Origin of the sequence: Henriciella sp. (genome assembly GCF_029937755.1) — a bacterium.
Taxonomy (GTDB): domain Bacteria; phylum Pseudomonadota; class Alphaproteobacteria; order Caulobacterales; family Hyphomonadaceae; genus Henriciella.
In genome coordinates, this window is the sequence record NZ_JAPYPG010000005.1 from 15705 (window position 1) to 34178 (window position 18474).

The 18474-nt window shown below is 61.3% G+C and carries 18 protein-coding genes; 9 read left to right on the plus strand and 9 right to left on the minus strand.

Going from position 1 to position 18474, the window contains the following annotated elements; genetic code table 11:
- Nucleotides 1-34 precede the first annotated feature (34 nt).
- Nucleotides 35-1318 carry a hypothetical protein gene (locus tag Q1K29_RS11900; protein WP_300395057.1) on the minus strand — a complete coding sequence of 428 codons (1284 nt, stop codon included), beginning with the start codon at nucleotides 1316-1318 and terminating at the stop codon, nucleotides 35-37.
- A gap of 167 nt (nucleotides 1319-1485) precedes the next feature.
- Here Q1K29_RS11900 and Q1K29_RS11905 point away from each other — a divergent pair, with 167 nt between their 5' ends.
- On the plus strand, nucleotides 1486-2298 hold the full coding sequence (locus Q1K29_RS11905) for an RNA methyltransferase (protein WP_300395058.1): 813 nt from the start codon (nucleotides 1486-1488) through the stop codon (nucleotides 2296-2298).
- Complete coding sequence (locus tag Q1K29_RS11910) at nucleotides 2295-3182, plus strand: class I SAM-dependent methyltransferase (protein ID WP_300395060.1); 888 nt, start codon at nucleotides 2295-2297, stop codon at nucleotides 3180-3182. Before Q1K29_RS11905 ends, Q1K29_RS11910 begins: the two co-directional genes overlap by 4 nt.
- Nucleotides 3183-3191: 9 nt before the next feature.
- Here Q1K29_RS11910 and Q1K29_RS11915 read toward each other — a convergent pair whose 3' ends face one another.
- A complete protein-coding gene (locus Q1K29_RS11915) occupies nucleotides 3192-5789 on the minus strand; it encodes a response regulator (protein ID WP_300395062.1) in 2598 nt (865 codons plus the stop codon).
- Between the two features lie 406 nt (nucleotides 5790-6195).
- Here Q1K29_RS11915 and Q1K29_RS11920 point away from each other — a divergent pair, with 406 nt between their 5' ends.
- The 3 genes from Q1K29_RS11920 to Q1K29_RS11930 all read left to right on the plus strand — a co-directional run bounded on the left by Q1K29_RS11920 (nucleotide 6196) and on the right by Q1K29_RS11930 (nucleotide 9843).
- The gene (locus tag Q1K29_RS11920) at nucleotides 6196-7980 is read left to right on the plus strand and encodes a L,D-transpeptidase family protein (protein WP_300395064.1); all 1785 of its coding nucleotides are present in this window, start codon (nucleotides 6196-6198) and stop codon (nucleotides 7978-7980) included.
- Nucleotides 7981-8043: 63 nt separating this feature from the next.
- The gene (locus tag Q1K29_RS11925; protein WP_300395066.1) at nucleotides 8044-8880 is read left to right on the plus strand and encodes a D-Ala-D-Ala carboxypeptidase family metallohydrolase; all 837 of its coding nucleotides are present in this window, start codon (nucleotides 8044-8046) and stop codon (nucleotides 8878-8880) included.
- Between the two features lie 84 nt (nucleotides 8881-8964).
- The gene (locus tag Q1K29_RS11930) at nucleotides 8965-9843 is read left to right on the plus strand and encodes a tellurium resistance protein TerC (RefSeq protein WP_300395068.1); all 879 of its coding nucleotides are present in this window, start codon (nucleotides 8965-8967) and stop codon (nucleotides 9841-9843) included.
- 7 nt (nucleotides 9844-9850) lie between these two features.
- On the opposite strand, the gene Q1K29_RS11935 is transcribed toward Q1K29_RS11930, so the two are convergent.
- Together Q1K29_RS11935 and dksA are read right to left on the minus strand one after the other, a co-directional pair.
- On the minus strand, nucleotides 9851-10903 hold the full coding sequence (locus tag Q1K29_RS11935; RefSeq protein WP_300395070.1) for a flagellar motor switch protein FliM: 1053 nt from the start codon (nucleotides 10901-10903) through the stop codon (nucleotides 9851-9853).
- Nucleotides 10904-11198: 295 nt separating this feature from the next.
- Nucleotides 11199-11615 (minus strand): RNA polymerase-binding protein DksA, encoded by a 417-nt coding sequence (dksA, locus tag Q1K29_RS11940; protein WP_300395072.1) that lies wholly within the window; start codon nucleotides 11613-11615, stop codon nucleotides 11199-11201.
- Between the two features lie 248 nt (nucleotides 11616-11863).
- Between dksA and Q1K29_RS11945 the strand changes: the two genes are divergently transcribed.
- Nucleotides 11864-13192 (plus strand): hypothetical protein, encoded by a 1329-nt coding sequence (locus Q1K29_RS11945; protein ID WP_300395074.1) that lies wholly within the window; start codon nucleotides 11864-11866, stop codon nucleotides 13190-13192.
- Here the strand turns inward: Q1K29_RS11945 and Q1K29_RS11950 are convergent.
- The 3 genes from Q1K29_RS11950 to Q1K29_RS11960 are packed head-to-tail and all read right to left on the minus strand — an operon-like array spanning nucleotide 13189 to nucleotide 14540.
- Complete coding sequence (locus tag Q1K29_RS11950) at nucleotides 13189-13830, minus strand: MarC family protein (RefSeq protein ID WP_300395076.1); 642 nt, start codon at nucleotides 13828-13830, stop codon at nucleotides 13189-13191. The two genes, Q1K29_RS11945 and Q1K29_RS11950, sit on opposite strands and share 4 nt — an antisense overlap.
- Before the next feature lie 10 nt (nucleotides 13831-13840).
- Nucleotides 13841-14152: a hypothetical protein gene (locus Q1K29_RS11955; RefSeq protein WP_300395078.1), complete on the minus strand. Its 312-nt coding sequence runs from the start codon at nucleotides 14150-14152 to the stop codon at nucleotides 13841-13843.
- Nucleotides 14145-14540, minus strand: a complete 396-nt coding sequence (locus Q1K29_RS11960; protein WP_300395080.1) for a flagellar biosynthesis repressor FlbT — start codon at nucleotides 14538-14540, stop codon at nucleotides 14145-14147. Before Q1K29_RS11960 ends, Q1K29_RS11955 begins: the two co-directional genes overlap by 8 nt.
- A gap of 199 nt (nucleotides 14541-14739) precedes the next feature.
- Here Q1K29_RS11960 and Q1K29_RS11965 point away from each other — a divergent pair, with 199 nt between their 5' ends.
- Nucleotides 14740-15606: a MoxR family ATPase gene (locus Q1K29_RS11965; protein WP_300395082.1), complete on the plus strand. Its 867-nt coding sequence runs from the start codon at nucleotides 14740-14742 to the stop codon at nucleotides 15604-15606.
- Here Q1K29_RS11965 and Q1K29_RS11970 read toward each other — a convergent pair.
- The gene (locus Q1K29_RS11970) at nucleotides 15603-16340 is read right to left on the minus strand and encodes a TlyA family RNA methyltransferase (protein ID WP_300395083.1); all 738 of its coding nucleotides are present in this window, start codon (nucleotides 16338-16340) and stop codon (nucleotides 15603-15605) included. The genes Q1K29_RS11965 and Q1K29_RS11970 overlap by 4 nt on opposite strands.
- A gap of 94 nt (nucleotides 16341-16434) precedes the next feature.
- On the opposite strand from Q1K29_RS11970, the gene Q1K29_RS11975 reads away from it, so the two are divergent.
- Nucleotides 16435-17067 (plus strand): superoxide dismutase family protein, encoded by a 633-nt coding sequence (locus Q1K29_RS11975; RefSeq protein WP_300395086.1) that lies wholly within the window; start codon nucleotides 16435-16437, stop codon nucleotides 17065-17067.
- A gap of 30 nt (nucleotides 17068-17097) precedes the next feature.
- Here the strand turns inward: Q1K29_RS11975 and arfB are convergent, their stop codons facing one another.
- Complete coding sequence (gene arfB, locus Q1K29_RS11980; RefSeq protein ID WP_300395088.1) at nucleotides 17098-17532, minus strand: alternative ribosome rescue aminoacyl-tRNA hydrolase ArfB; 435 nt, start codon at nucleotides 17530-17532, stop codon at nucleotides 17098-17100.
- A 115-nt stretch (nucleotides 17533-17647) separates the two neighbouring features.
- Here arfB and Q1K29_RS11985 point away from each other — a divergent pair, with 115 nt between their 5' ends.
- A complete protein-coding gene (locus Q1K29_RS11985; protein WP_300395090.1) occupies nucleotides 17648-18277 on the plus strand; it encodes an RcnB family protein in 630 nt (209 codons plus the stop codon).
- Nucleotides 18278-18474: the final 197 nt, after the last annotated feature.

The following is an 18474-nucleotide window of genomic DNA, read 5'->3' on the forward strand; positions in this document are numbered from 1 at the left end:
GTGAAGGCGCCGGAGGCCGGTCCAAAAGGCTGGGTCACCCGTCTCCCTGATTGGCTGCAACCAGTTCACGAGCCTGCTCGACCCAGCCTTCACGGCTTACCCGGCCGGCAAAGTTAAGCTGGTCATCCACCCACACCTCATTTTCGGGCGACCACTCGGCAATCTGCGAGAAGTGCCAGATCCCCAGATCGTTGAGGATCGTCTGGATACGCGGGCCGATACCGGTGATGAGCGTCAGGTCGTCGGCATTGCCTTCGGGCTTGTCGAGCGCCTGCGGGGCCTGGCCTTCAACGACAGGGGCGTCCTCACTCTCGGAGGCCTCCTCCGTCGCGTCCCCTTCTGCCTCGTCAGCCGGCTCCGGCTCATCCGCTCCGCCAGCCTCGTCATCGGCGTTCCCCAGCGCCTTCAACATTCGATCCGAAGGGTGAGAACGCTCATCTTCTGCGTCTGCCACGGAGTCTGTCCCGGCATCCTCATCGGCCTCCGGGGCCGGATTGGCCTCGGCTTCAGGCGTAAGATCAGGCGACACAGCCGTTTCCGGAACGATCTCCGGAGAGGCAGGCGCTTCGGCCTCTGCAGCCGTCTCTGGCTCCCCTGCCTCGTCAGTCTTGGGCGGGGCTTCCTCGAAATAGGCCAGCCGTCCTTCCAGATACCGGTTGCGCCAGCGCAGGCGGGCAAGCTCTTCATCAGCCGACTTGTCGGGCTCAGCTGCCGCCGGGGCGGCAGCCGCCGCTTCAGCTTCGACCAGCTTTTCCTCAAGAGCCGTGACGCGGGACTTGAGATAGCCGACCTGCCATTCAAGCTTCTCCTCATCGGCGTCGGCCCCGGATGCTTCAGTGATGTCCGGTTCAGCCGCAGGCGCTGTCTGCGTACCCAGTTCATGCACCTTCGCCTCAAGTTCGCCGACACGCTCTTCGAGGAAGGCATTGCGCGACTTCAGCTGCTCGGCCTCTTCGCTGGAGGGTTCCGGCGCCGGATCGTCAGCACTTTGCCGGCTGTTGCGGAGGGCCTCGAGTTCGGCCTTCGCCCCTTCCAGTTCCTGTGACATCTCTGCCAGGCGTTCGTCACGCTCCTCGATCTCCTGCGGCACGACGTTGGACGCAGCAGCCGCGGCCTCCTTCTGCTTGCGCTGAGCAGCATAGAGACTGTCGAGTTCACCGCGGACCTGTTCGAGTTCGGTGATCGCCACATCGCGCTCGACCGTGGCACGGCGCTTGGCGCCGGCGCCCATCATGCCCCGGAAAATCCAGGCAAGAAGGAAGCCTATGAAGGCCGCCCCTCCAAGGGCGTACCAGATGTAGTCGTGGATGAGGTTCATGCTAAAGGCTCCCTATTCAAGGCGCGACCAGACATTCAGACTGTGGCTGAATGTTGATGCCCCTAAATTTACCGGCGTCCCTTTGACCACCCGGAACCAACCGTCTCAACACCGTGATGCATGCCGCATCAATTGTTTTCAGGCAAGTCTGTGCTAAACGCCGCCGCATGCCAGCGCCTCCAGAAATCATTTCCAGCTCTGCCAATCCGCTGATCAAGACGCTCCGCAGTCTCGACAGGAAGAAGGCGCGTGTCGAATCTGGCCTGTTCATCGCAGAAGGGGCCCGCCTTGTGGAACAGGGCCTGCAGGCTGGTTGGCAGCTGGATAGCCTGATTGTATCGGCCTCCAGTGCCGAACGCGGCTTTGTACAGGCCCTTGTGAACAAGGCACAGGCCAATGGCGCACGAACCGTACAGGTGCCCGACAGGCTGGCTGGACAGATCGCGCGCAAGGACAACCCGCAATCCGTAATCGGCGCGTTTCGCCAGCACCATCTCTCGCTCGACGACCTGCCCGATTCGAAAACGGGTCTGTGGATCGGGCTCTACGAGGTTCGCGATCCGGGCAATCTCGGAACGATTCTCCGCACCGCCGACTGCGCGGGCATTTCCGGCGTTCTGCTGATCGAACAGTGCTGCGACCCCTACAGCATCGAATCGGTGCGCGCCTCAATGGGGTCGGTCTTCGACGTGACCTTCGCCAATGCCGGCTTCGATGCCTTCAATGCCTGGCGTCAGGCAAGCGGCCTCAACATGGTCGCCGCCAGCGTCAACGGAACCGAACGCCATACCGGGATCGACATGGCGCAAGGTACCGTCATCCTGATGGGCAATGAGCAGGCTGGCCTGCCCGACGATGTCGAGCGCCAGTGCGATACGCTCTGCCTCATCCCGATGCGCGGTGGCGCCGACAGCCTCAACCTCGCCCAGGCGACGGCCATCATGACCTATGAAGCCTGGCGCCAGAGAGATTTCTCATGAATTACGAGCAGACCCTTTTTCTCGCAGATGACTGGAAGGACTATGCCCTTCTGGATTCCGGAAACGGGATGAAACTGGAGCGTTTCGGCAACCAGAAAGTCGTCCGCCCCGATCCGCAGGCCTTCTGGACACCTCACCGCCCGACCGACAGCTGGAAGGCAGACGCCTGGTTTGATGCCAAGGCCGGCGATGATGATCGCGGCAACTGGCGCAAGCTCAACCCGAAAGCGCCGGACCATTGGGGCATGGAGTGGAACGGGCTCAAATTCAACGCGCGGCGCACGCCCTTCCGCCATCTCGGTGTCTTCCAGGAGCACTCGGTTCACTGGGCCTTCGCGATCGAGAAGCTGAAGGCTGCGGGCCGCCCGACCAAGGTGCTCAACCTGTTCGGCTATACCGGCATGATGTCGCTTGCCTGCGCGCAGGCCGGAGCCGAAGTCGTCCACCTCGATGCCAGCCCGAAATCGAACGGCTTCGGTAAGGAAAACCAGACGCTCTCCGGCCTGGACGACCGAACGATCCGCTGGATCGCGGACGATGCGATGAAATTCGTTGCGCGCGAGAACCGGCGCGGCAATCAGTACGACGCCATCATCCTCGACCCGCCGAAATTCGGACGCGGGACGAATGGCGAGACCTGGAAGTTCGAGGAAGACCTGCCCGGCCTGCTGGACGGCATCGTGCCGTTGCTGGTCGAGCGCCCGCTCTTCGTCATTCTCACAGCCTATGCCGTGCGCCTGTCCCATATCGCGCTGGCGCAGGCGCTCGGCGACCGGATGGAGCCGTTCGGCGGACGGATCGAAATGGGCGAAATGGCCATCCCTGAACAGAAAAGCGGCCGGATGCTTCCGACAGCCATCTGTGCTCGCTGGCGGGCTGACTAGACTGAACGCCTAAGCCGCTTCGCGTTCCTTGCGCTGGCCAAGCTGCTGTTTCACGCGCTCGGCGAGCTGGCGCACGCTGAACGGCTTCGGCAGGAAAGAGACCTCGCGGTCATCGTCGAGCTTCTTGGCAAGGTCGCGTTCGGCATAGCCGGAGATGAAGATCACGCGGGCATCGCCGAGCTGTTCCTTGGCGGCCTTGATCAGCGCCGGACCGTCCATGCCAGGCATCACGACGTCGGAGATGACTAGGTCGAAGGTGCCCGCTTCATCCTCGAGGATTTCCAGCGCTTCTTCGCCATCCTCGGCAGCAATCACTTCATAGCCGCGCGAGATGAGGTGCATGACAGCAATGTCGCGCACACCCTTTTCGTCCTCGACCAGCAGGATCTTGCCGCGGCCCGAAATGTCGACCGGACGATGGTCAACGGCCTCTTCTTCCGGTCCAACGATTTCCGGCTGCGGAATGTCGTCGGCCTTGAGCGCCGGGAGATAGATCTGGAAGTTCGTGCCCTGGCCGACCTTGGAAATCGGGCAGACATAGCCTTCCGACTGCTTGATAATGCCGTAGACCGTCGCGAGGCCGAGCCCCGTGCCCACGCCGACATCCTTGGTCGTGAAGAAGGGCTGGAAGATCTTGTCCATGATCTTGGCCGGAATGCCATGGCCGCTGTCGACGATTTCGATCAGCAGGTAATCGCCATCCTCGACAAAGTTGAAGCCGTGCTTGTGGGCGTCTTCGCCCGTCGCACGTGAGGTGCGGATCGTCAGCTTGCCGCCCGAACGGCCGTTCTGCAGCATCGCATCGCGCGCATTGGTGACGAGATTGAAGATCGCGGTTTCGAGCTGGTTCTTGTCCGCCTTCACATAAGGCAGGTTGCGCTGCGGGATGTTCGCGAACTCGATACGCTCATCGAGGATCTGGCGCAGCAGGATGGAAAGCTCCGAGAGGAAGTCATTCACATCGAATATTTCGCGCTTGAAGGTCTGCTGGCGCGCATAGGCGAGCAGCATGTGGACCAAGTCCTTCGCGCGCACCGAGAATTCGTGGATGGATTTGAGGTTCTCGTAAGACGGATCGCCAACCGGATGGCGCGTCATCAGCTCATCATTGTTGAGCATGATGCCGGTGAGCACGTTGTTGAAATCGTGCGCGACACCGCCGGCGAGCTGGCCGATGGCCTGCATCTTCTCACCCTGGGCCAGACGGAGCTCGAGCTCTTTCTGCTCGGTCATGTCGATGATGTAGGCAACCGACGGCTGCCCGACATTGTCGAGCGTGACGAAGACATTGACGCTTTTGGGCTCATCGCCGGCGAGCTTCAGCGGGACCGGCTTGTCGATCGCGTCGATCAGCTTGCTGGAGAGGTCCTTCTCGCCGTCATCCTCAACGAGGAAAAGGTCGGAGAATTTCGTCCCCGGCGAGGAACGGCCTTCGGCCATCTTGAGGAGTGCCTTGTTGGCATCCATGATGATGGCGCTCTCGACGGAATTGCCTTCCAGGCGGACGGCGCCGAACGGCGCATCGTCAAACATCGGATCGACATCGATCTGGGCCGGCCGGCTGGCCGATGCGGCGAGGAAACGGCCCTCACCTTCCAGCTGGTTCTGATTATTGCCGACCACGACCGTGCGGCCTTGTGCATCGGCGCCCTTGCCCGTCCATGTCGTCATGGTCTGGACCGGCATTTCTACGCCATCGCGCGTGCGGATCATGATGTTGGCGCGGCCCGGTGCACCGGTTTTCCTGTCGCGGCCAAGCATCTTCACGAATTCCGGACGCATGATGTCATCGAGCCGGACATTCTTGGCCGTCTCCGGCAAGCCGATCAGCTCCCGCAGCCAGCCATTGGCATAGGTGATGGTGCCATCAGGCTTGGCCGCAAAGAAACCGAGCGGCGCATCCTCGACATAGAGCGCCTTCATGTCGGCAGCGCCGGTGGCCGCTTCTGCGCCATTGATGCGGCGCAGGCGCCAGATGACGCGATTGCGCGGCAGCGGCGCGACGCTTGCCTCATACTGGACCGGCAGCGCGTCCGAACCAATCGTCATGGCTGGCAGCACTTCGCGATGCGTTTCACCCGCCTTGGCGGATTTGGAAAGACGGAAGATGGGCGCAGCGAGACCGGGGCTCGCGCTAAAGATACGATCGACCGTCACGGGCGCGGCAGAATCCTGCTGACCGGCCAGCGCGATCCGGGAGAGGTCGCGGTAATGCTCATTCGCAGCGATGGGGGCCCCGCCCTGATCGGCCACAAGGACGGCCTCATCAAGCGAGTCGATCCAGCCAAAGCGCGGGGTGAGGGCATTCACAGCATCTGCGGCGGCACCGCGCTGCGGGAAGAGACCGAGACGGCGTCCCGCACCCTTCAGCACCCAGAGGAGGAAGACCATGCCACCGGCAGCCATGGAAATCAGGAGAACCGGCCCGGTCCCTCCGACGGCCCCCGGCCAGGCAATTGCCACGCTGGCAGCGGCCACGGCCACAAGAAGGCAGCCCCAGAAGGCAAGCTGCAAGAGATCGATCCGGTCGAGCGTCGAGTCCGCCGGTGTGAGGTCTTCTTCCACTTCCGAAATCCCGGCGTCTATCCTGGTCGTGCGTGACGTCATGAGGCCCAACTCCTGCCGCCTGTCTGGCTGTTCTGCCATGTGGCGATTCGATTACTCTATACCAGACGCCACCGGCACGCACATTTGTCCCGGCGGCGACACCCGCCTTTTCTCGCGCGGAAAAGTTAACCAATCCAAAAGCAGCGTTAATCTGTAAGCAGAAATTTTCAGGAGTTCGGAGAGACGACTCCACGACCTCCAGCTCTCTGCAGCTTAGCTGCACCCTTGTGAACGAGTCCGGTCTTCCGGGCGTAAGCGCCAGTAATCATGACGCTTTCCCTCCACGCTGGCCGCTGTGGATGCGCCCCCGATGAGGCCGAACACGGCGCTCAACAGAAAACAGACACCGGAACGATGCACTCCGGCCTCCGTTGGTTTTGCAACAGCTTTCCCAACCGAGGAATTTATGAAAAAGTATATTCTCACAGCCGTTCTGGCGACGACGTCGCCGATCGCAATCGCGCAGAATAGCGCGCCTCCCACCGTAGACGAGTCGATCGCCCCGAGCGTCCAGGACGATATGGCCGGAGAGCCGGTCAAGGCTGGCGTCCCAAGTGAAATAGAAACGCGTATCATGGATGACGCACTGGAGCGGGCGCTGAGCAGCGACGTCCATGCCAGTGTCATCGAAGGCGCACGCCGCGCCTACGTCCAGACGATGTTCGAGCCGATCTGGACGCGTGAGGGCGTCGAACAGCTCGAGGGCATGACAAGCGAGCTGAGTGAGTACGGCCTGACCACCGACGAGGTGGTGCAGGCTGATCTTGAAGCGCTTGAAAGCCACCGCTTCACGAAGGGCTCCGAGGCGACCCAGGCACAAGCCGATCTCGCATTGACCGAGGCCTGGCTGAAAATCGCCGCAGCGGTTGGCGGCGGTCTCGCCGATGAAGGTGCCGCCGACACATCGAACAAGGCGGCGGCAAGCTATGCCCTGCTCCCGGAGAAGCTGATTGAAGCTGGCAAGGGCCAACCGGGACAGGCTCTGCAAGCGTTCGAACCGTCAGTGCCTGAATATTCAGCCTTGAAAGACACGCTGCAGACCTATCGGACAATCCGTGAGGATGGCGGCTGGCTCGCCATTCCGGAAGGCGACGTTATCGAGACCGGCGACACGGACCCTCGTGTGCCCGCTATTCGTGAGCGTCTGGCCGCTGAAGGCTACGACGCCTCCCGTTCAGCTTTTTCCATCGTGTCCGCGCTGGTGGATGCCGGCTGGATGGAAACCACCTCCGACACGGCGGAGTCCGGACAGGACACCACGGAGAAACTGATCGATCCCAATCTGTATGACGAGGAGCTGTCTGAGGCGGTGAAAGCCTTTCAGACGCGCCATGGCGTCAAGATCGATGGCGTATTCGGCCCCGGCACACGGTCCGCCATGAATGAAAGCGTCGACTCCAAGATTTCCCGCATCGAAGATTCGATGAAGCGCTGGCGCCGCCTGAGCCCGATAAGCGACCGCTACATATGGGTGAACATCCCATCCTACAGGGTCGAAGGCTGGAAGGATGGAGAACGCGGCATCGTGACCAAGGCGATCATGGGTCAGCCCAATCACGAGACGCCGACCTTCAGCGACAAGGTCGAGTATGCCGTGGCCAATCCACGCTGGTATGTTCCGTCCAGCATTACACGCGAAGAAACTGCACCGAAACTCGCAAAGGATGCCGGATATGCGGCGCGTAACAATCTCATGGTCCGGGACCGGGAGACCGGCGAGACGGTGAGCCCCATGAGGGTGAACTGGAACAGCCCGGACGTCGCAGAGAAATACCGCCTGATCCAGCAACCCGGCCCCGGCAATGCGCTTGGTCAGGTGAAGCTGATTTTCCCGAACAACAAGGCGATCTACATGCATGATACGCCTGCCGACCATCTGTTCGACAGAGATCAGCGTGCCTTCAGCCATGGCTGCATTCGCCTGGAAAAGCCGATCGAGATGGCCAGGTGGATCGCCAGCATGGACTCCACCACCGATGCCGACCGGCTCGAGCGGACCATTGAGGAAGGCGACGACCGGACCAGGTTCGACTTCAAGACCCCCGTCCCCGTGCACATCACCTACATGACCGTCACGGTCGACGAGGAGGGCGAAGCGAGCTTCTGGCGCGACATCTACAATCGCACGGATGGCATCAGCCCGGTCGAGGAAGTCGCTAATGCGCAGCCGGAAGACCTGGAAAGAGGCTAACGAAAGAGGCTTATCGTGTTTTTCAAACCCCTTCTCCTCGCAACACTTTGGCAAATCTCAGCCATGTCCGGGGCATCCGCGGACGCCCCCGTCACGCTGCAGGGTGAGGACATCCCTTACGATGTCTGGCATGCGACGGCGCTTCCGGGGGCCGACGTAGCCTTCTCCCACCCCGGGAACGTCTCTGCGTATCTGGATGACAAGCCCCTCAGAACGGACGAGCAGTTCTCTGCCCCGGAGGAGCCCGGGACCTATGATCTCGAATTCCGCTCCCGGCAGGGCGACGTCCTGCATGAGGTCGCCTTCTTCGTGCTCGAACCGGCCAGAAAAATCGATAAGAGCGGCCGCCTCAACGGCTTCCGCATGGGCGAATATCCGCAGAACGACCCTGAAGGCTTTATCCGGCTCGATGAGGGTCAGGGCGACGTGAAGGTTTCTCCGAGTTTCCGCATCGGCCAGTTCCTCTGCCACCAGCAGCCCGACCACTGGCCGAAATACCTGCTGATCAGCAGCTCCAATCTCGACCGGCTGGAAATTCTGCTCGATTCGCTGCGCGACGACGGGCTGACCGAGGCCGATACGTTCTTCGTGATGAGCGGCTTTCGCTCACCTTTCTACAACACGGCCATCGGATCGGCGAAACTCTCACGCCACATGTATGGTGATGCCACCGACGTCTATGTCGACGTCGCCCCAAAGGACGGCGTCATGGACGACATCAATGGCGACGGCGTCGTCAACAAGGAAGATTCCAACTTCCTCTATGACTATGCCGAAGACCTGTTTGCCGACGCGGACAGCGCGCCGAAAGGCGGGCTTGGGAGCTATTCGGCGAATGCCGTGCATGGCCCCTTCGTTCATGTGGATGGCCGCGGGCATGTGGCCAGATGGGGACGCTAGGGCCGCTTTCTCGTTGGGGGTCTTGCACATGCTGCCCTGCCTCGCCAAAAAGCTTTGACCTGACCAGCACGACAAGGGGGCGGCATGCCTGAGATCTTCGGCGACCTATTCACACTCAGCGGCTTCATGACCTTCCTGATGCTGCTGCTCCTGCAGGCGGTTCTGGGGTTCGACAACCTCCTCTACATCGCCATCGAGTCAAAACGGGTCGGCGAAAAGGCGCCAATGGTGCGCCGCTGGGGCATTGGCCTCGCCATGCTGTTCAGGATTGTCCTGCTCATCATCATTGTCAGCCTGTTCGGGGTGTTGGCCGAACCTTTGTTCTCGATCGGCATCCCGCGCGTCCTTGATGGCGAATTCACGCTCCAGTCGCTCGTCACGCTGCTGGGTGGCGGGTTCATCATCTACACGGCCGTCAAGGAGATCACCCACCTGCTCACCGTGGACGAATTCGGACACAAGGAGGGCGGGGACAAGAAATCCGTCACCCAGGCCATTCTGCTGATTGTCGCGATGAACCTGGTCTTCTCCTTCGACTCGATCCTCTCAGCCATGGCGATCGCGAACGTCAAGGAAACCGTCGATGGCGTGGTGGAGACCCGCTACCAGCTGACCATCATGACCGTGGCCATCCTGGCCTCGGGCATCGCCATGATGCTGATGGCGGATTATGTGGCCGAATTCATCCGGCGCAACCGCATGTACGAGGTGCTTGGCCTCTTCATCCTGTTCCTGGTCGGGGTGCTGCTCGTAACCGAAGGCGCCCACCTCGCCCACATGCACATCTTCACCTTCCCCATCGATGCGATGTCGAAGTCGAGCTTCTATCTCGTGGTCGGCGTGCTGGTGATCACCGACATCATCTCGACCAACTTCCAGAGGCGGCTATGGGCGCAGCGCGAAGCCGAGCTGCTCAAGATGCGTAATCTGGAAGAGGCAGCGAAGTATCGGAACGACGGGTAATGAAGCCCTAGCGCGTGAAGGCCTTGCGGATGCGTATGGCCATGTTGTTGCCCTTGCGGCCGATATCGCCCTCAAAGGCACGCACGCCGTCACGTCCGCCCGAAAGCAGCTCGACAGGCTGATCCGCCGGGAGGCCCAGCAGCAGCGTGTCGCCCGGCTTGAGACTTGAGAGCCGGCTGACCGGTACACTGAGCGAGGCCATACGTGCGGTGAGGACAGCCGTTACCGGGCGCTTGCGCGTCTCATGCTCCGGCGCCGGATCGTGCGACGGCGCCGCATCCGGCATCTCAAGAACAGCAAGCCTGAGATCAATATCATCATCGGCGAGCCGGGCACGAAGCTGGACATCTTCCCCGGCCTGATCCGGTGCGAGCGAAGCGACATATTGCCGGTCGGTCTCGACACCGATGAAGCCGGTCTCCGGTCCAAGGGCCCCACGCAGCGGCGCCAGGAGTTGCTCCAGGAGCGCACAATCGATCGCGCTGAGCTGCCGCCCGTTATCCTGGCCCGACACATTGGCTGCGCCGCCACAGGCATGAGAGATCAGTGCATCGGCCAGGGCGCCCGGGACTTCGAGGACATGGGAAATGGTCTCACCGCCCCGCCCGAAGCAGACATAGGCGGCCATATCGTCATTCTCCGCAGCGCGAAGCGTGTCGAAGGCTTCGAACGCCTCGCCGGAGACATAGCGGAAAGAGGCCTTCAGCCCCGTCGCCTGCGCGAACAGGAGGGTCAGCCGTGCGGCGAGCCGCTTGTGGGCATCGACGTTGACCGGCGCCTTCTGCTCAAGCGGCCGGGAGAGCGGGTCGCGCTCGGCGGCCTGAGTGTCTTCCTCATCATTGATCTTCGGCAGGTTCGGGCGCAGCAGCGCCTCGATCTCCGCCTTGGAGAGGACGCCGCGTGGTGTCGGAAAACGGAAATCGTCACCCGCCGGCTCAGGCGAACGGCGTTCCGGGACGTCGCGCATGACCGCACGTTCCCGGCGTTCCGGCATCGCCCATTCTTCGGCGTCGGTGAAAGCCGTACCCTGCATCGTCGTCCTGTCATTGCTATCGGTCATTTCTGGCCCGCGCCGGTTAATGGAACGTTAGGATTCTCGGCGCTGCACACAGCAGAATCACCCATTCTGGGAAGAAAGCTGTATCATTTCCTAACAAACCGGCCAGAGACATTAACCATCCTGACGTTGATTTAATCAGCCAGAAAGATTCGCTTAGGAAATGATTCGGATTCCGGTGGCACAGTGATCTTCAACGGACCGGCACTCAAAAAAACCGCCGGGCGTTGGGTGATGAAGAAACGGCAGCGGCCATTGCGGGCGCTGCCGTTTTTGATTTCAGGCTTTTGCGAAAATCTCAGTCGTCGCGAACGGTGCGTTCCTGCCGCTCGTGACGCTCCTGGGCCTCAAGACTGAGCGTTGCCGTCGGGCGTGCCTCGAGGCGTCGCAGGCTGATGGGCTCACCCGTCTCGTCGCAGTAACCATAGGTCCCCTCGTCAATCCGGCGCAGCGCTGCATCGATCTTGGCGATCAGCTTGCGCTGGCGATCGCGGGTGCGAAGTTCGAGCGCCTTGTCGCTTTCCGAGGATGCCCGGTCGACAAGATCGGGAAGATTGCTCGAATCTTCCTGAAGATTGCTGATGGTTGATTTGGTCCCCGCCAGGATGTCGTGTTTCCATTGATCAAGGCGGGCCCGGAAGTAAGCTTGCTGACGAGGGTTCATGAACTCCTCATCATCGGATGGAACATAGTCCGTGATATCGTGATCTGACATCGTCTCCACTCCTCCAACAAGGCGGGGCTATATAGCGTGTCGCCTGTTTGCGCAAATGCACATTGCATTTTCCGTGCTAAATCCCCTGTCATACGAATGCGGCGCGAAAACGCCGAAATCCGGCACTTTTTTCACAATCCCCAGAAATGCCTGCGGATACGGGCTTGCTTCCAGCAGCCCGGCTGTGCGGTATAGCGGCACGCGCCAGAATGGCGTTTTCACTCACTCACCGGGACCCAAGGTCGACCATGACCCGACTCCGCAGACGAAGGGAATCACCCCGGCAAGGCACATGGCGCCAGGCCCTTCTCTTCAACAGTTTGCTGATCCTGCTCGCGGTTCTCGGCGCGCGCATCATGACGAACGCCTACACGGCCGAAAGCGTCGGCGATGTCCCTGATATCCAGGCCCGCACGGAAACGCGCCGGGCTATTGACGAGGCCTTCCAGACCATCATTCCCAAGGGCAATGTCGCCCGGGCCTTCTGGGCTGACCAGATTTCGCGGGAACTCGCCTCGCGGGACTTTTCCGCCGCCCGTGGATACCTCCTCGCCGCCCCTGTCATGCTCGAACGCGATGATTCCCGCGCCATCATGGCGGCCGCCGATGCCGAAGAGTCTGGTTCACAGGATGAGCGCCTCGCCAAGGCCGCCCTCCTCTTCCTGCCAAACGAGACCCGTGCGGAATACCAGCGCGCGATCGAACCGCCGCGGGTCAGCATGACGCCCGACGATCAGGGCCAGGAGAGCGGCGAGACCGGCAGCGATGACGAAACAACAGCTGAGGACGCCGCGCCGGCAGAAGACGAACAGCCCGCTGAAGGCGATCTCGCCGAGGAGGATGCGTTGGACGCCATTTCTGAAGACGGAGAGCCCTACACGCCCCGCCGGGCGGCCGCCTTCTCCATGGTCGGTGATCGTGCGGACCTCGTTCGCCGGGCCCAGCGCTGGATCAATGGCGACCCTGTCGACAGCATGCAGATCCGCTTGAGTGCCATCAGCCTGATTGGCGCCAACGATACCGGCCAGGCTGCCAGCCAGGCGCGCGCCATCTCGGTCCTGAAAGCCGCCGGACGGGCCCGCCGGCTGACACCCGACTACCGGACCTATCTGACCGAACGCATTGATCTCGCAATGCCGGAAGAGCGCGCCTTCGGCGCTGTTCGTGATGCCCTCTCCCAAGTGGCGCCTATGGCTCAGCTGGAAGACCAGGTCTTGCAGGCATTTGAGAACTCGATCGACCCGCAAGGGCTGGTCCGGCTGGAAAGCGATCTCGCCGCCATCCATCGCATCGCCGAACTGACCAGCCCGTCCGGTGCCGTCACCCTTCTGGAGACAGCCGAGTCGCCGGAGGATATCCGCAAGCTGCAGCTGATTGCAGAAGCTGGCGGTGACCGCGCGGTGGCCCTGACAAAGCAGATCGGCCCGCGTGTCCTGAAGCTGGCTCAGATCGGGGTCAAATGGTCGCTTAACCTCGCGCTCCAGATGATGGCCCTGACAGCCATCGCCATGGCGCTCGCCTGGACAGCGCTGTCAGCGGTGAGCAAGGCGCGTCCGGTGCGCCACTTCCGCTCCTAGCCGATATTGAACGCCCCGATGATCCCATCGATGATGAGCTGCGTCGACAGGGCTGCCAGGATCACACCAAAAATCCGCGTAATTGCCCCGGCGACGCTTTCGCCAAGCGCCTTCACCAGGGGCGAGGCGACGAGAAACACGATCAGGCACAGCACCATGTTGACCGCAATGGCAGAAAGCACCGCGCCCTTCTGCTCCCAGGTCTCTGACTGCGACATGAAAAGCATGGCCGTCGCAATGGAGCCCGGTCCGGCGAGCATCGGGATACCGATCGGGAAGACCGAGACATCGTCCGGCTTCTCATGTTCTTCGAGGTATTCATCCGCCCGCGTCTCACGGCGTTCGGTGCGTTTCTCGAAGACCATGTCCAGCGCAATGAGAAACAGGAGAACGCCGCCGGCGGCGCGGAAGGCATCGATGGTGATGTGAAGCTGCTCAAGCAGCCAGGCCCCGCAGAAGGCGAAGCCGAAAATGATGATGGAAGCGACGACGATCGAGCGCCACGCCATGTTCGCGCGATAGGCAGGCGTGCCCCTTGCCGTCAGCGACGCAAAGATCGGCGCCACACCGACAGCATCGATGAGCACGAAAAACGTCACAAAGGACGCTGTGAAGACAGTCAGGAAATCGCCAGCCATGAGGCGCGCTTTAGTCAGCTGGCCGCAGCACGTCCAGTATCTCTTCCACGGAAGGGTGCAAGGCAGGTTTGTTCTTGCGCATATGGGCGGGCCGGTCGACGGGCTTCAGCTCCGCCATCATCTTGATGAGACGCAAGCCGCGAGCGCGCTGCAGCAGGGTATCGAGCTCCCGCTCTTCCGAAACGGCGCCAATTACGCCATTGCCGAAATCAATGCGCATATCTGAATCGGCCTGACCGGTCTCAAGCAGTGAAATACCCTCTTCGAGAGAGAGCAGGTCTGTGCCGGTATCATTCGCCAGATTGGAATTGCTGTCAGCCACTTCGCGCCTCCACCGCCGGGTCATGCCTGACAAGTTTGCGGCAGGCACCAAGCGCCTTGTAGACCTGCCCGCCTGCCAGCGAACGGGTAATACCGAGAACATCGTCACGCACAGCCTGATCGGTGGTCTTTTCCATCAGGTCGGCAAGCGACGAAATGCAGGCATCATAGAGCGGCCCCTCGGAATCCCCGGTGAGATACATCTGCATCACGGCGAAATAGGCCGCGTCCTGCAGCGTCACGACCTGTTCCGGAAACATGATGTCGCGCTCGCGCAGAATCCGCGCCTTGGTTTCGAGCAGCAGCGTGCCACGCCGTTCACCATTCCGGATAACGGCGCCATTGACGATGACCGCTTCGCCGGGCTTCAGCGATAGTTTGAGAGGCATTCAGCCTTCCCCCGCAGGATATTTCAATCCGAATCAGCCTCTTAACATAGGTTCATACTGGTTAATACGACATTGAGAGTGCCACTTGCTACCCTTGTGTGACGGATGTGTCGAGGTGACGCGAAGTCATATCAGGTGAAATGGTTGCTCTCTGGCGTGCGGCCTCTATCATTCGGTCTGCAAAGAATTGGAGACCTAGATGCGCTTTGAAGGCACCCAGAATTATGTCGCAACCGAGGATTTGCGCGTGGCGGTGAATGCCGCGATCGCGCTGGAACGCCCGCTGCTGGTGAAGGGTGAGCCCGGGACGGGCAAGACGGTTCTCGCCATTGAGGTCGCCAAGGCCCTCGGCGCGCCGCTGATCGAATGGCACATCAAGTCGACCACAAAAGCCAATCAGGGCCTCTACGAATACGACGCTGTCAGCCGCCTTCGGGACGGCCAGATGGGCGAAGAGCGCGCCAAGGATGTCGCCAACTACATCAAGAAGGGCAAGCTCTGGGAAGCCTTCACCGCCAAGGAGCGCCCGATCCTGCTGATCGACGAGATCGACAAGGCCGACATCGAATTCCCCAACGACCTCCTGCAGGAGCTCGACCGGATGGAGTTCTATGTCTACGAGACCGACGAAGTCATCAAGGCGAAGCAACGCCCGATCGTGATCATCACCTCGAACAATGAGAAGGAACTGCCGGACGCCTTCCTGCGCCGCTGCTTCTTCCACTTCATCAAGTTCCCGGACGAGCAGACGATGAACGAGATCATCGACGTGCACTATCCGGGCATCAAGCAGAAGCTGGTGAAGGAAGCCCTCACCACCTTCTACTCCATGCGCGAAGTTCCGGGCATGAAGAAGAAGCCCTCGACCAGCGAGCTGCTCGACTGGCTGAAGCTGCTGATGAACGAGGATATCGACCTGGAAACGCTGAAGGAACAGGATCCGGACAAGCTGACGCCGCCGCTACACGGCGCGCTTCTCAAGAACGAACAGGACGTCGCCCTCTTCGAGCGGCTGGCCTTCCTGTCCCGCCGCGAGAACAGCCCCCGGCGCGGCCCGGCGGGTTAGGTCGTCCGGCAGGCGTGGATCAACCGTTCGCGATTGCCATCCCCGCCTGAAATCGGGCTGTCGGCGCGGGCCATCACGCGCCAGCCTTGCTCTCCCAGCCAGGCACAGAAAGCCTCTTCCGCACGCTGTGTCGCAGCAGGGTCGGTGACGATCCCGCCCTTGCCGACATGCTCGCGGCCAACCTGGAATTGCGGTTTGAACAGGCAGATGAACTCGGCGGCGCCTGCGGCCAGTGAGAGCGGCACGGCGAGCAGCTTCTCCAGCGCGATGAAACTCGCGTCACAGACTATAAGCGACGGCGCCCACGGAATCAGATCAGCATCGAGATGCCGCGCATCGGTCGCTTCCAGCGCCGTGACGCGCGGATCATTCGCGATCCGCTCATGCAGCTGGCCGCGTCCGACATCGACAGCATAGACGTGTTCCGCGCCGGCCTGCAGCAGCACATCGGTAAACCCGCCCGTCGACGCACCGACATCGAGGCATGTTCGGTCCTTCGCTGACACGCCGAAGTTCTGAAGCGCATGCGCGAGCTTGATCCCGCCGCGTGACACCCAGGGATGAAGCGCCTGTGCCTCAATCCGGTCAATCTCTGAGATCTTCGCCGAGGCCTTTTCCAGCGCGCGTCCGTTCACGCGCACACAGCCCGCCGCAATCGCCGCCTGCGCCACGGCGCGGCTTTCATAGTGGCCGAGGGCCACAAGCATACGGTCTGCGCGGTCGGTCGTGCTCAAATGAAAGCGCCTTTCAGGAACGGTCGAGCCTTTGAGGGAGTTTGATCACCAAGCGCTTTACCTTACTATCTTCTGCGCAACCAAGGAGCTTTACATGACCCGGACATTCTCTCTCGCTGGCACCGCCGCTGCCATGGCCATTCTGTTTGCCTGCAGCCAGCAGCCGTCTGACGCTCAGGAAGACCCGGAAATGACCCCGCCTGCCGATGAATCCACGGCCGGGGACGAGATGAGCCCGGCAGACGCGCAAGCCGCTGATGGCGGTCAGGAGTCGCTACCCTCCATGATGCGCGCGACGGGCAACCTGCTCGGTGATGACGGCGACACGATCGGCAATATCAACCTGATCGAAGGCCCGAACGGCATCCTGATCGAAGTCAGCATCGATGAAGGTTCGCTTTCGGAAGGCTGGCACGCCATCCACCTGCACCAGACGGGTGATTGCAGCGACACCGGCGAATACACCGCCTCGGGCGGCCATATCGGCAAGATCGATGGCGGGCATGGCCTGCTCAATCCAGATGGCCCCGAACCGGGCGATCTTACTAATCTCTATGTCGCCGCGAATGGCTCGGTCCACTACGAGACCTTTACCGACCTCGTCGCCATGTCCGAAATCCTTGATGACGACGGCAGCGCCGCGATCATCCACGAGGACCGGGACGACCATCTCAGCCAGCCAATCGGCGGCGCCGGTAGCCGGGTCGCCTGTGCGGTGATCGAATAAACCAGCCGGACGGCGTTGGGCGCGGGACTGCTATTCCCCGCGCTCGACCTTTCCACGAAGCGCCTTCTTTTCCGCGTGTTCCTTCTTGGCCTTGATCCGACGCTCGATCGCGCCACGGCCCGGACGCGTGGGAATGCGGCGCTTCTTTTTTTGCGTGGCCTTGCGGATCATGCCCTTCAGCCGGTCTCGTGCAGCTTCCCGGTTGCGCGCCTGCGAGCGGTGTTCGCTCGCCTCGACAATCACGTCCCCCTCTTTGGTGATCCGGGTTTTCCAGCGCTGGCGAAAGCGCGCCTTGATTGCCGCCGGAATCGATGAGGCATCGACATTCCAGCGCAGCTGCACCGCCGTTGCGACCTTGTTCACATTCTGCCCGCCCGGGCCTGACGCCCTGACAAATGTCTCGACGAGCTCCCAGTAAGGCACTGAAATATCGTCATTTATTTTCAAGTCTTCAGTGGCGGCCATGATGAAGGGTCTGTTCAGCTAGGGTTCAAGCTCGAATGCTTAATATGAGATCAATGTTCCAAGCCAGGAACCCGACTCATGCCGGTCATACGGCAGCTCGAACAGGAGACATGTCATGGCTCTTTTTTCAATACTCGCGCGGATAGGCGCTGCAGGCGCTCTCGCCGCCGCGATGCTTGCCCCTGCCGCCATGGCCGATGAACGCGGACGCGGTGATCGCGGTGGTTACCATGATCGAGGCGACCGTGGCCATCGCGGCGACAGGCATCGTGGACATCGTGGCGACCGCGACCGTGGTCATCGCGGTGACAGGCATCGCGGCCATCGCGGCGACCGTGGTCACCGGGGTGACTGGAACCGTGGCCACCGTCGTGATCGTGGCTGGAGCCACAACCGCCACCACCGCGACTGGAATCGTGGCCGCCATCACTACGCCAAGCGCTATCACGCGCCCCGCGTCGTAAATCGCTACTATTACAGCCGCCCGAGCTATGGCTACCGGCCGTATTCGCCGCGCGTGGTCTTTCATTACGACCGCGGCTACTCGCATGCGGGTTACCGTATCGGCGGCTATTACAGCTATCGTCCGAACACGATCATCATCAGGGATTATGGCCGCTACGGCCTTTATGACCCGCCGCGTGGCCACCACTGGGTCCGTGACCCCTATGGCGACGACGCCGTCCTCGCTTCGGTTGCGACCGGCGCCATCATCGGCCTCGCCGTCGGCATCCTGTCTCAATAGTCCGGTTCAGCGCACACGAAGAGGAGCCCGGTTTTCACAAGAAAGCCGGGCTTTTTTCGTGTTCATCTTTCATTAGGCACGAGTCATGCTTTAATTGGGTTACCGGACGATACTTGCGGCCGGTGTTTTGTTTTCAACAGCAGAAAGGAGGTGATCCAATGTCGAGTGAGAAACCAGGAGCGGCGATTGGATCCGTT

Coding starts and splice junctions, on each gene's coding strand:
- Q1K29_RS11965 (WP_300395082.1), top strand. CDS start 14,740: ATGCGCTTTGAAGGCACCCAGAATTATGTCGCAACCGAGGATTTGCGC.
- Q1K29_RS11935 (WP_300395070.1), bottom strand. CDS start 10,903: ATGACCGATAGCAATGACAGGACGACGATGCAGGGTACGGCTTTCACC.
- Q1K29_RS11925 (WP_300395066.1), top strand. CDS start 8,044: ATGTCCGGGGCATCCGCGGACGCCCCCGTCACGCTGCAGGGTGAGGAC.
- Q1K29_RS11945 (WP_300395074.1), top strand. CDS start 11,864: ATGACCCGACTCCGCAGACGAAGGGAATCACCCCGGCAAGGCACATGG.
- Q1K29_RS11915 (WP_300395062.1), bottom strand. CDS start 5,789: ATGACGTCACGCACGACCAGGATAGACGCCGGGATTTCGGAAGTGGAA.
- Q1K29_RS11900 (WP_300395057.1), bottom strand. CDS start 1,318: ATGAACCTCATCCACGACTACATCTGGTACGCCCTTGGAGGGGCGGCC.
- Q1K29_RS11985 (WP_300395090.1), top strand. CDS start 17,648: ATGGCTCTTTTTTCAATACTCGCGCGGATAGGCGCTGCAGGCGCTCTC.
- Q1K29_RS11960 (WP_300395080.1), bottom strand. CDS start 14,540: ATGCCTCTCAAACTATCGCTGAAGCCCGGCGAAGCGGTCATCGTCAAT.
- Q1K29_RS11920 (WP_300395064.1), top strand. CDS start 6,196: ATGAAAAAGTATATTCTCACAGCCGTTCTGGCGACGACGTCGCCGATC.
- Q1K29_RS11910 (WP_300395060.1), top strand. CDS start 2,295: ATGAATTACGAGCAGACCCTTTTTCTCGCAGATGACTGGAAGGACTAT.
- Q1K29_RS11950 (WP_300395076.1), bottom strand. CDS start 13,830: ATGGCTGGCGATTTCCTGACTGTCTTCACAGCGTCCTTTGTGACGTTT.
- arfB (WP_300395088.1), bottom strand. CDS start 17,532: ATGGCCGCCACTGAAGACTTGAAAATAAATGACGATATTTCAGTGCCT.
- Q1K29_RS11930 (WP_300395068.1), top strand. CDS start 8,965: ATGCCTGAGATCTTCGGCGACCTATTCACACTCAGCGGCTTCATGACC.
- dksA (WP_300395072.1), bottom strand. CDS start 11,615: ATGTCAGATCACGATATCACGGACTATGTTCCATCCGATGATGAGGAG.
- Q1K29_RS11905 (WP_300395058.1), top strand. CDS start 1,486: ATGCCAGCGCCTCCAGAAATCATTTCCAGCTCTGCCAATCCGCTGATC.
- Q1K29_RS11975 (WP_300395086.1), top strand. CDS start 16,435: ATGACCCGGACATTCTCTCTCGCTGGCACCGCCGCTGCCATGGCCATT.